This window comes from Thalassospira alkalitolerans (assembly GCF_002115745.1).
GTDB classification, from domain to species: domain Bacteria; phylum Pseudomonadota; class Alphaproteobacteria; order Rhodospirillales; family Thalassospiraceae; genus Thalassospira; species Thalassospira alkalitolerans.
Genome location: NZ_JFKB01000002.1, coordinates 192,477 through 204,692, shown reverse-complemented (window position 1 = coordinate 204,692; position 12,216 = coordinate 192,477). Strand labels below are relative to the sequence as shown.

At 54.0% G+C, this 12,216-nt stretch carries 8 protein-coding genes; 7 read left to right on the top strand and 1 reads right to left on the bottom strand.

The window, feature by feature from the left end; translation table 11 throughout:
* Window positions 1–17: 17 nt before the first annotated feature.
* Window positions 18–1,535, bottom strand: coding sequence for an ABC transporter substrate-binding protein (locus TALK_RS03935; RefSeq protein WP_085616091.1), 1,518 nt, complete (start codon window positions 1,533–1,535; stop codon window positions 18–20).
* Window positions 1,536–1,697: 162 nt separating this feature from the next.
* On the opposite strand from TALK_RS03935, the gene TALK_RS03930 reads away from it, so the two are divergent.
* The 7 genes from TALK_RS03930 to ligA all read left to right on the top strand — a co-directional run bounded on the left by TALK_RS03930 (window position 1,698) and on the right by ligA (window position 12,200).
* Window positions 1,698–2,477 (top strand): IclR family transcriptional regulator, encoded by a 780-nt coding sequence (locus TALK_RS03930; RefSeq protein WP_085616089.1) that lies wholly within the window; start codon window positions 1,698–1,700, stop codon window positions 2,475–2,477.
* A 169-nt stretch (window positions 2,478–2,646) separates the two neighbouring features.
* Entirely contained in the window at window positions 2,647–3,897 is a 1,251-nt protein-coding gene (gene ftsA, locus TALK_RS03925) for a cell division protein FtsA (protein ID WP_085616087.1), read from the top strand.
* Window positions 3,898–4,120: 223 nt separating this feature from the next.
* Window positions 4,121–5,797, top strand: coding sequence for a cell division protein FtsZ (gene ftsZ / locus TALK_RS03920; protein WP_085616085.1), 1,677 nt, complete (start codon window positions 4,121–4,123; stop codon window positions 5,795–5,797).
* 277 nt (window positions 5,798–6,074) lie between these two features.
* Complete coding sequence (gene lpxC, locus TALK_RS03915) at window positions 6,075–7,043, top strand: UDP-3-O-acyl-N-acetylglucosamine deacetylase (protein WP_085616083.1); 969 nt, start codon at window positions 6,075–6,077, stop codon at window positions 7,041–7,043.
* Window positions 7,044–7,277: 234 nt separating this feature from the next.
* Window positions 7,278–8,102: an outer membrane protein assembly factor BamD gene (locus TALK_RS03910; RefSeq protein ID WP_085616081.1), complete on the top strand. Its 825-nt coding sequence runs from the start codon at window positions 7,278–7,280 to the stop codon at window positions 8,100–8,102.
* Between the two features lie 266 nt (window positions 8,103–8,368).
* Window positions 8,369–10,039 (top strand): DNA repair protein RecN, encoded by a 1,671-nt coding sequence (recN, locus tag TALK_RS03905; RefSeq protein WP_085616080.1) that lies wholly within the window; start codon window positions 8,369–8,371, stop codon window positions 10,037–10,039.
* A gap of 91 nt (window positions 10,040–10,130) precedes the next feature.
* Window positions 10,131–12,200 carry an NAD-dependent DNA ligase LigA gene (ligA, locus tag TALK_RS03900; protein ID WP_425444018.1) on the top strand — a complete coding sequence of 690 codons (2,070 nt, stop codon included), beginning with the start codon at window positions 10,131–10,133 and terminating at the stop codon, window positions 12,198–12,200.
* The last annotated feature ends 16 nt before the right edge of the window (window positions 12,201–12,216 follow it).

The window sequence follows — 12,216 nt, the reverse complement described above, 5'->3', positions numbered from 1 at the left end:
ACCCCTGATTCGGAGGATTATTTCCAGCTCATCTGGAAGAAACGCGGAATAGCATCCGTCGTCGGCGCATAATCCAGATCCTGAGTGAAGACATAGTTGGCGTTATAGGAGAACAACGGCAGCCAGAATGCTTCGTCGGCAATCCGCTTCAACGCCTTGGAATAGTATTCCTTGCGTTTTTCGGGATCCACCGAGCTATCAGCAACATCAAGCCAGTCCTTGATCTGTTGGTCTTGCGTGGTATCGAGCGAACCGAACTTGAAATACTGGCTGACACTGGCCGATGCATCATTGATTGAATACGAACCCCAAGTCTGGAACGACATCGGAACGCCTTCCTTCATTGTCAGTTCACGCAATGCGGAATATTGCAACAACTTGAAGTTGGTTTTGATCCCAACGGCTTCGAGATAGCCCAGCATGGCTTCGGCATATTCACGATTGCGATAGGCATAGAAATCAATTTCCAAACCATCGGGGTATCCGGCTTCTGCAAGCAGTTCTTTGGCTTTTTGCGGATCATAATCATAGGTGGTGACGTCCTGCTCGCAGCCAAATTGTGACGGGAAGCAGAAAGAATTAACGACACGCGAGTTGCCTTTGAGCAATGCCGCAACAATTGTCTTGCGGTCAATCGCATGGGAGATCGCCTGACGGACAAGTTTTTTGGTCAGCGGATTACCCGCACCGGTGCGCCCGGCCCCGTCAAATGTCAGATAGCCAATCCGCATGGTGCTTTCATTGGCAACGGTGAAACTGCCCATCGCACCGAGGCTTTCGGCCTGATCTGGCGGCACCTGCCAAATCCAGTCCAGCCCGCCGCTAAACAATTCAGCCGCCTGGGTATTGAAATCGGGGATGGTCCGAATATCAAGATGCCCGATCTTCGGCTGCCCCTTTGGGCTATCCTTGTGATAGTTTTCGTATTTTTCCAGAACGAAATGCTTGCCCGGTTCGACAGAAACAACCTTGTAGGGACCTGTCCCCACCGGGTTAAGCCCCATACCTGTTGGGCCGACCTTGGCATAATATTCATTGGGATAGATCGATACCGGACCGGCAAGATATTCAATCGCCGCCGGGAACGGATCCTTCAGATGTATACGAACTTTGAATTGTTCGAGCTTCTCAGCACTTTTCATCCAGTTGACGTTACGCTGGGTTTTCACCCCGTTCTTTTCATCGGCAACCCAGTTAACCGTTGCGACAACGTCATCAGCATCGAAGGGTTCGCCATTATGGAATGTAACCCCCTCGCGCAAATTCAGATCCAGGGTCACATCGTCAACCCAGGTCCAATCCGTCGCAAGGTTTCCTGTGTATTCGCCGCTATAGGGATCGCGATAAATCAATCCATCCCAGATGGATCGCTGCAAGATCACCCCTTCGCGGGCCGAATTATAGAAACTGTCGACATTTTCAAGTTCTTTGGTGAATGCAATATTAAGTGTATCGCTGGCCTTGTCGGCCTGGGCCGCGCCAGACGCGGCCAATACAAGGGCAAATACACCAGCCCCCTTAAGGATCTGTTTCATGATAGCCTCCTGATATATGTTTGTGTTTTTCTTTGTCTTATAGAAAACACTTTGTATTATATTGTAATACAGCGTACTGTATATCACCACGATAAGATAACAAAAAGCTGCATGTCAACGATGATAATGTGGACAAAAAAGAAATCATGAGGAAATGAAACCATGCCGGATGGGAAAAAGTTGCGCCAGGATACCCTTTTCGTAACATCTCTGGAAAAAGGCATGCTGGTTCTCGAAGCCTTTTCCGAGGACAGATCAGAACTTGGGCTGTCTGATATCGTAAAGGTCACCGGGCTCGAAAAAAGTGCGGCGCAACGATATGCCAATACGCTGCATGAACTTGGCTATCTTGAAAAAAATGCCGAAACACGGCGGTTCAAACCATCGGTCAAATATCTGGAAATGGCATATAGCTATCTGTGGTCTGATTATCTGGCCCAGTTGGCGATGCCGCGTCTTATTGACCTTAGCCGCCAGACCGCACAGACGATCAATATGGCCGAGCCAATCGGAACCGATATTATATATGTTGTCCGCATGCCCAACCATCGGACGAACTTTGGTGCATCGGCAGTTGGTCGACGTGTTCCGGCCCTTGTCGCATCATCCGGGCGGGTCATATTGAGCCGCAAACCCGAAACAGTTATTCGCGAATGCGTCCGTGACTGGCCAATCACCCAATACACCCCCAAAACCACGACCGACCGCGAAGCCATACTCGACAATATCCTGATGGCCCGGGAAAAAGGATATTGCCTGACACAAAAGCAAGTCCTGCCCGATGAAATCAACATCGCAGCGGCAATTTGCTCGATCGAGGGGACGCCGATTGGCGCCATTCATTGCTCTCTGCCCTCTATCCGATGGACAACCGAACGGGCAGAAGCAGAAATCGCCCCCCTTGTCGTCGAAGCCGCTCAATCGATCGTCCCATCCAGATAGATTGGGCAACGAATACCCCGGCTGTTTGTTACACAAACGATATAAGACCGGAAATATGGCCATAACGTTCGCTGCCTTAACCAATTTGCAACCGCTTATGGGCGAAAACCGGCATAAGATCAGGCAGCAAAAAGCCCGACTATATTTTTAAAAAGTTCAGAGCAAACAATTGGCACGCAACAAAACCAGATCAGGCTTGATCGCTGCCTTGGACATCGGCACGTCCAAGGTATGTTGCTTTATTGCCCGTCGTGAAAAGGGCCAGCCCCCGAAAGTCGTCGGCATTGGACATAATATGTCCAAGGGGCTGCAAAGTGGATCAATCGCCAATCTTGACGCTGCACAGGAAGTTGTCCTTGCGGCGGTGAATGCGGCTGAAAAAATGGCGGGCCATACCATTGAGTCCGTTATCGTCAATTTATCCGGCGGCCGCCCCGAATCCGAAACCCATACGGTTGAGCTGCCGCTGGGCTCGCGTCCGATTGGCAATCTGGAAATCCGCAAGCTGAATGATCAGAAAGAAGCCATGCTGCGTCAGGCTGGCGATGAGCTGATCCACACCGTACCGCTTGGCTTTCGGGTTGATTCCGCCACCGGATTGCGGGACCCGCGCGGCATGTATGGCTCGGTCGTCGGACTTGATCTGCATTTCGTGCGCACCCAAACCGCCCCGCTTCGCAATTTGGAAACCCTTTTGGGGCGCTGCCATCTTGCCATCGAGGAAACGGTGGTGACGCCATTGGCATCGGGTCTGTCGGCATTAACCGTCGATCAGCGCGATCTTGGCGCAACCGTCATCGATATGGGGGCGGGCACCACCAGTGTCGCTGTTTTCCATGGTGGTCAGGTGATATATACCGCAACCGTGCCGGTCGGCGGGGCACATGTGACGCGCGATATTGCCTATGGTTTAAATACGTCGCTTAACCATGCCGAACGGATGAAGACGCTGCATGGCAGTGCGCTGACATCGCCATCCGATGATCAGGAAATTCTGGCCGTGCCGGTAATTGGGGACGAAGACGAAAACAACGTCAACCATGTGCCGCGGTCGATGTTGATCAACATCATCAAACCGCGCCTTGAAGAAACATTCGAACTGATCCGGGATCAGCTTGACGAACACGGGTTATCGCAGATTGGCGGTCGATCCATCGTTCTGACCGGCGGGGCCAGCCAGCTTAACGCGATTGCCGATCTGGCCAGTCAGATGTTTGAACGCCCGGCAACCATTGCCACCCCGCACGGGGTTTCGGGCCTTGCCGATGCCACCGCCGGACCGGCTTTTTCCGCCGCTGCGGGCCTGCTTTTGCGGTCCATTGAACAACAAAACGATCCGCTAAGCGAAGCCATGGCGCAAATCCGCCAATCGGGTGGTCGCTGGGGTCGGTTGGGATCGTGGTTCAAGGAAAACTTCTAGGGTCCGAACCTGTTAATTACACAGGTAGACGCATTAGAATAATCTAATCTGACAAAAAACCTGATAATTTTTCGAAATCTTCCAGTGTTATTAATACGGCAATAACTCTTTGCCCGCTAAAACGAATGCCAAGGTCTAATGACGGAGGCATCTCCGTCATGGCGTGGCAAAGGGAAGGCCGCGCTGACCTTAAGCTCTAAAGCGCGGAGAGGAAGAGCAAACAATGAGTACAATCAATTTTTCCGTTCCAGAAACGGAAGAAAACCTAAAACCGAAGATTACCGTTATCGGCGTCGGTGGCGCCGGGGGTAATGCTGTCAACAATATGATCGCATCCGAACTTGAAGGTTGCGATTTTATCGTTGCCAACACGGATTCACAGGCCCTTAGCCAAAGCAAAGCCGCACGCAAGATGCAGCTTGGTCGCAAGATCACGCAAGGGTTGGGTGCAGGCGCACGTCCCGATGCGGGCAGTGCCGCCGCCGAAGAATCGATCGAAGACATTCAAGCCCAGCTTGAAGGCTGCCACATGGTGTTTATCACCGCGGGCATGGGTGGCGGTACTGGTACCGGTGCCGCCCCGGTCATCGCACGTGCCGCCAAGGAAGCTGGCATTCTGACGGTTGGTGTTGTTACCAAACCGTTCCATTTCGAAGGCACGCGCCGCATGCGTACCGCCGAACAGGGTATTGAACAGCTTCAACAGTATGTCGATACGCTGATCATCATTCCGAACCAGAATTTGTTCCGGGTCGCGAATGAAAAAACCACATTCGCAGATGCCTTCCAGATGGCCGATGATGTTCTGCGCAATGGCGTCCGATCCATCACCGACCTTATGATGGTTCCGGGCCTTGTGAACCTTGACTTTGCCGATATTCGCACCGTGATGGGCGAGATGGGCAAAGCCATGATGGGAACCGGCGAAGCCACCGGCGAAAAACGCGCCCTTGAGGCCGCCGAGGCCGCCATTGCAAATCCGCTTTTGGAAGATGCATCGATGAAGGGCGCACGTGCGGTCCTTATCAACATCACCGGCGGCATGGATATGGCCCTTTACGAAGTCGACGAAGCCGCGAACCGTATTCGCGAAGAAGTTGCTTCCGAAGCCAATATCATCTTTGGGTCGACCTTTGATCCGACCATCGAAGGCGCGCTTCGCGTTTCCGTCGTTGCCACCGGCATCGATGCCGAAGACGTCCGCCGTCCGCAGCCAACCACCGTTTCAGTCACATCGAAACCGGTTGAACAGCCTGCCAAAATGGCAACCCCATCCTTTGGTCAGCACGGCGTTGCCGCCGCGGTTGCACATGGGTCGGACAATGCTGCACAGACCGGTTACAACGGCGGGGCATCAATCGGCGAAATCCCGGCTGATCGTTTTGCCGCCACCGGCACCGCACAGCAGCCAGAACTGAGCAATCAGCCGACGGCACCCCAAACCGGGTCCATCGAAATGGGTCAGACGGTTCTGAAACCGAAACCGATTTCGCGGCCCGCACAGCATTTTACCCCGGCCGAAAAGCCGAAGGAAAATGGTGACATGGCCTTTATTCCGCCGCGGCCGGCCCGTCCGAGCGACGCAGAACAAAACCACCGCCCGGATGTGTTCGAAGCCGCCGATGCCCAGAACGCAACCCCGCCGCGCTTTGGCCTGCGGACCCTGTTTGGCAAGAACAAGGGCGGTCACGACGACCATGCAGAACAACAGCCCCATCACCCGGCACCGCGCTCGGCGCACCCGCAGCCACAGGCGCCATCACCGCGCCAGACTGAAATGCCGCTTGGTGATGATAGTGGCCTTTCCTTGAAGGCGGATCCAGCTTCCCGCGTCAAGACATCGAATACGTCTGACGATCTTCTGGAAATCCCAGCCTTCCTGCGTCGTCAGGCCAACTGACGACATTCTCCGCGCGAAAAAGGGGAAGGCTTTGGCCTTCCCCTTTTTTTAGATCGGGACAATCATGAAACTGAAAATTTCAATTTGGTGATATTCTGAGATAATTATCATATTTCTCAATACGTTAAACCATTTACAAAGCGTAACAAAGAGTGATTTGTTCTATTGTCACAGCGCCTGTAGGGTCTGATGCTAAGAAATCGGGGAAACATCCCGATGGCGCCCAACATGGCGTATTTGTTTATAAAACTGACTGACCTGACCTTTGGGGGTTCCTGTGAACAAGATTGCTGACCTCAGCGCTGCCCTGGCACATTCGGGCACATCTGATCATGATGTCGTACGCCAGCGCACCCTTAAAGCATCGATCGGCTGTGCCGGTGTCGGGCTTCATTCGGGTCACAAAATCCGCATTACCCTGCATCCTGCATCTGAAAATCACGGCATTGTATTTCGCCGCACGGATCTGGCAAGCCAGCCGTTGTTTCCGGCACGTTACGATGGGGTGATTGATACCCAGCTTTGCACCTGCCTTGGCGACCGCGATGCCGGGATCAAGATTGGCACCATCGAACATCTGATGGCCGCCCTTGCCGGAAGCCGCATCGACAACGTTCTGATCGATATCGATGCCGACGAAGTCCCGGTGATGGATGGCAGTTCTGCCCCGTTCAATTTCCTGATCGATTGCGTCGGGATCACGGAACAGAACGCCCCGCGCCAAGTGATTGAAGTCCTTAAATCGGTTGAAGTTGAATATAAAGGCTGCACCGCACGGGTTGACCCGGCCCATGGATTTGAAATTGATTTTGAAATCGATTTCGCCAGCAAGGCCATCAAAAATCAACGCATGTCGGTTAAATTCGATGACGGCGTATTTGTTGCCGATATTTCACGCGCCCGGACTTTTGGCTTCCTGCATGAAGTTGAAGCCATGCGGTCCATGGGGCTGGCGCGCGGCGGTTCGCTTGATAACGCCGTTGTCCTGTCAGGCGATGAGGTCATGAACGAAGAAGGCCTTCGTTATGAGGACGAATTCGTCCGTCACAAAATTCTGGACGCACTTGGCGATCTTTACACCGCTGGCAAACAACTTCAGGGCAAAGTGACCGCATATAAATCCGGTCATCACGTCAATAACCTGCTTTTGAAGGCATTGCTGGCCGATGCCAGTGCATGGCGCCTTGTTCCGATGCGCAAATCCGCCCTGCATTCGGTTGAAACGCAAGAACTGGCAATGGCTTAAGCCTTTTACCGGGGCAAAGATAAACTGATCAAGGCGGCCCGTTCGGGTCGCTTTTTTCGTTTGATCACAATCTGATCGCGGCCTGATTGCCGCCTGACAAATCAAGACCACCGGCATAACCGGCAGAAAAGTGCATAAAGGGACATACAACTACTTGCCCAATGCCCATAGGGCCATGATATAGTCCGGCGGATTTTCGACTGAATGCGTCACAAAGCTTAAGGAAACGTCACAGTGCTTCGTAAGGCTTCCGCAAAGAACGTTTTTGCTGCTTGTGGTATGGTTCTGCTTCTTGCAGCCTGCTCTGGCAATGAAAAACCGGAATATGTCGAACGCCCGGTTTCCGAGCTTTATAACAGCGCGCAGGATTTGCTGGACGCCAAGGAATACAAAAAGGCCGCCGAGGCCTTTGACGAAGTCGAACGCCAGCATCCCTATTCGGTATGGGCAACCAAGGCGACCCTGATGTCGGCCTATGCCTATTATCAGGACAACAAGTATGATGATGCGATCAGCGCACTTGATCGCTTTATTTCGCTTCATCCGGCCAACCCGGATGTGCCATATGCCTATTACCTTAAGGCGCTGTCCTATTACGAACAGATTTCCGATGTCGGCCGCGATCAGCAGATGACCCAGCACGCGATGGATTCGCTTGACGACGTTATCCGCCGTTTCCCCGACAGCCAATATTCGCGTGATGCGAAACTGAAAAAAGACCTGACGGTTGATCACCTTGCTGGCAAGGAAATGAGCGTCGGACGCTACTATCAGGATCGCGGCGAATATCTGGCCGCCATCAACCGGTTCAAATCGGTTCTCGACAAGTACCAGACCACCACCCACGTCCCCGAAGCTTTGTCGCGCTTGACCGAAAGCTATCTGGCACTTGGCCTGACCGACGAAGCCAAACGCACGGCATCCGTACTGGGTCACAACTTTCCGGGCAGCAAGTGGTACGAAGATTCCTATGACCTGCTGGTGGGGGATGGTTTGAACACCCGCGAGGGACAATCGTGGTGGGATTCAACCACGACAGCATTTTCTGACTGGTTCTAATGCGATTTGACGCGACATTACCCGATGTGAATCGTCCCGCGTCGCGACGATTTTGACCGTCACTCACAACCAGAACATACCAAGAACACTTGTTTCTTATCATTTGTTTTTCAACATTTTCCGCTCATTCCTGCGGTGCGCAGCAATCGGGGTAAAATTGCCCGCTGCCAAAGCTTGCAAGCTGCGTTGCGATTGGGCACTCTGCTTGACGCGGCGTCGCCTCTTGGGCGCAATCGCACCTGTTTTAACAATGTCAGTACCACGCCATGCTTCGACGTCTTAGCATCCGAAATGTTGTTCTGATCGACAAGCTGGACCTTGATTTCCGCGACGGGCTTAGTGTGCTTACCGGGGAAACCGGTGCGGGGAAATCGATCCTGCTGGATTCGCTTGGGCTGGCGCTTGGCGCCCGCGCCGATAGCGGCCTTGTCCGCCATGGCTGCGACAAATGCAGCGTCACGGCGACCTTTACCCTGCCCGCCGGTCATCCCGTATTTGGACTTTTGGCCAAACAGGATGTCCACATCCAGGACGATGATCTGGTGGTCCGGCGTGTGGTCACCGCCGATGGCCGATCCCGTGCCTATGTCAATGATCAGTCGGTCTCGGTCGGGCTTTTGCGCGATGTCGGCGATTATTGTGTCGAAATTCAGGGACAGTTTGATCAGCATGGCTTGCTGGATCCAACCACGCATCGTTCGACCCTTGATGCGCATGGTAATCTTGGCAGCCTCGCCCTCGCCGTGCGGGATCAGTGGCGCAATTGGCGCGACACACAAAAAGAGCTAACCGCGACCAAAACCCGCATCAACAAGGCGCGCGAAGAAGAAGAATGGCTGCGTCATGCCGTGGACGAGCTGGAAAAGCTTGGCCCCGAAGAAGGCGAGGAAGAACGCCTTGCCGAGGAACGCCAGTTCTTGATGCATGGTGAAAAACTGGTCGCCGCCCTGAACGATGCCGGAAATGAATTATCGCGCGGCAAAGGTGCTGAAAGCGCATTGCGCAGTGCCCAGCGCCATCTTGAACGCGAGTTGCAAAAGGCCGAAGGCCGGTTTGAACCGATCATCGAGGCATTGGATCGTGCCGCCATCGAACTTGAAGAAGCATCGCGGGCCATTTCATCGACACTGACCGATTTAAATATCGATACCGGCCAACAGGAAACGGTCGAGGAACGGCTTTTTGCGCTCCGCGCCGCTGCACGCAAATACAATGTGCCGGTTGATGGGCTTCGCGCCCTGATGAAAGATTATCGCAGCCAGATTGATCAGCTGGAATTTGGCGAAAAAGAACTTTCGCGCCTGACAGTCGCCGTTGCCCAACATCGCGCTGCTTTTGTTGATGTCGCGCAGAAACTTCATACCGCGCGCAAGGCTGCTGCTGCCAAGCTTGATGCCGCCATCAACGGCGAATTGCCGCCGCTTCGCATGGAAAAGGCGCGCTTTGTCACTGAGATTATCGCCCTTGAAGAAAGTGAATGGGGCACCGACGGGATTGACCGCATCCAGTTCATGGTCGCGACCAACCCCGGCAGCCCAGCTGGCCCGTTAAACAAGATCGCATCCGGCGGCGAACTTTCGCGCTTTTTACTGGCCCTTAAGGTCGTTCTGGCGCGGGTTTCAGCCGTACCAAGCCTTGTCTTTGACGAAGTCGATAGCGGCGTTGGCGGTGCCACAGCGGCCGCGATTGGCGAACGGTTACATCTGTTGGCCGAAGAACGTCAGATCCTTGTAATCACCCATAGCCCACAGGTCGCCGCACGCGGACGCACCCATTTCAACATCGCCAAAACTGAAGATGGCGGCAGCATGGTTACCCGCGTCAATGAATTGATCGACGGTGCCCGGCGCGAAGAAATCGCCCGCATGCTGGCCGGTCATTCGATCACGGCCGAGGCCCGCGCGGCGGCTGACAGTCTTTTGGACAAACCTTGCTAATACGCCGATGGGCGGGAATTTTCCTTCTCGTTCTGGCCACTGATGACGGATAAAAAGAAATATGAGCGCCGAACAAGGGTCAACTTCGCCCATTGTCCCCGAAATGCCTGAAACCCGCGCCGAGGCCGAGCACCAGCATGGTGAAATCGCCGACCGCATTCGTGGTTTCAACCAAGCCTATTACATTAATGACGAACCGCTTGTGCCCGATGCGGAATATGACGCGCTGTTCAATCGCCTGATTGAACTGGAAGCGCGCTATCCGACACTCAAGAAAAACAGCCCGACACAAGAAGTCGGTGCGGCACCGGCCGATGGGTTTGCCAAGATCAAACATGCGCGGCCCATGCTGTCGCTGGCCAATGCGTTTTCGCGCGATGATGTGGTTGATTTTCTGGCCCGTATTCGCCGTTTCCTGAACCTGACCGCGCATAGCCCGGTCGAGGTAGTGGGCGAACCCAAGATCGATGGATTATCGCTGTCACTGCGCTATGAAAACCGGCAATTGGTGACAGCAGCGACACGGGGCGATGGCACTGAGGGCGAAGACGTCACCGCCAATGTCGCCCATATCAAAGACATCCCCAATATCCTGCCCGAAGACGCGCCCGAAGATGTGGTTGAAATCCGCGGCGAGGTCTATATGGCGCGGTCCGATTTTCACAAGTTGAACGAAACGCAGGCAGAAACCGGCGGCAAACCATTTGCCAATCCGCGCAATGCCGCCGCCGGGTCATTACGCCAGCTTGACCCGACGATCAGCGCCAAACGCCCGCTTCGCTTCTTTGCCTATAGTTTTGGCGAATTATCCGAAAGTCTGGCCCAGACGCATTGGGAATTCATCGCGCGGATCAAAAACTGGGGCTTTATCACCAATCCGTTTACCCGACTGTTACATGATGCCGATGACATCATGGCGTTCTACGCGGAAATCGGCAATCAGCGCCCGACCCTTGATTACGATATCGATGGCATTGTCTATAAGGTCAACGATTTCGAATTGCAGTTGCGCCTTGGCTTTGTCAGCCGGTCACCGCGCTGGGCGATTGCCCACAAATTCCCGGCCGAAAAGGCCAGAACACGGGTTAAGGCAATTGATATTCAGGTTGGGCGCACCGGCGCATTAACCCCGGTTGCCCGGCTTGAGCCGGTGACGGTGGGTGGTGTCGTCGTCTCGAACGCGACACTTCATAACCGCGATGAAATTGAACGGTTGGGTGTTCGGGTCAACGATCTGGTGGTTATTCAGCGCGCGGGAGACGTTATCCCACAGGTGGTTGAAGTCATCCTGGACGAACGCCCCGACGATACATTGCCCTATGCCTTCCCGGACACCTGCCCGAAATGCGGCAGCCACGCCATGCGCGAAGAAGGCGAAGCCATCACGCGGTGCAGTGGGGGCTTGATCTGCCCGGCACAGGCGGTTGAACGGCTTAAACATTTTGTATCGCGCAATGCTTTTGACATCGACGGCATGGGGGCGAAAAACATCGAGGCGTTTTTTGAACTCGGCTGGATCAAATCACCGGCCGATATTTTCCGGATCGAAGAAACCCACGGCGAAACACTGCGCAAGCTTGAAGGCTGGGGCGACAAATCGGCTGAAAAGCTGTTTGCCAGCATCAATCAACGCCGCAATGTACCACTTGACCGGTTCATCTATGCACTGGGTATTCGCCAGATCGGACAGGCAACAGCCAAACTTTTGGCCCGTCATTACGGATCATTGACCGAATGGCGCATGGCGATGAATAATGCCGGGACGCCTGATAGCGACGCCCTGCGCGATTTGATCAATATCGATCAAATCGGACCGGGGGTTGCCCATGATTTGATCGAATTCATGGCCGAAGAACATAACCGCGATGTTCTGGACGATCTTGAAACGGTCCTGACCGTCGAGGATGTCGAAGCCCCGCAGGTATCCGACAGCCCGGTGAGTGGCAAAACCGTTGTCTTTACCGGCAAACTGGAACTGTTTTCGCGCAACGAGGCCAAGGTCAAAGCCGAAAGTCTGGGGGCCAAAGTTGCCGGTTCGATATCGGCAAAGACTGATTACCTGGTTGCAGGACCGGGGGCGGGCTCCAAATTAAAGAAAGCAGAAGAATTAGGTGTTACTGTCTTGGATGAACAGGGGTGGCTTGATCTGATTGCGGAGTGATCAGATTGGCATAGCG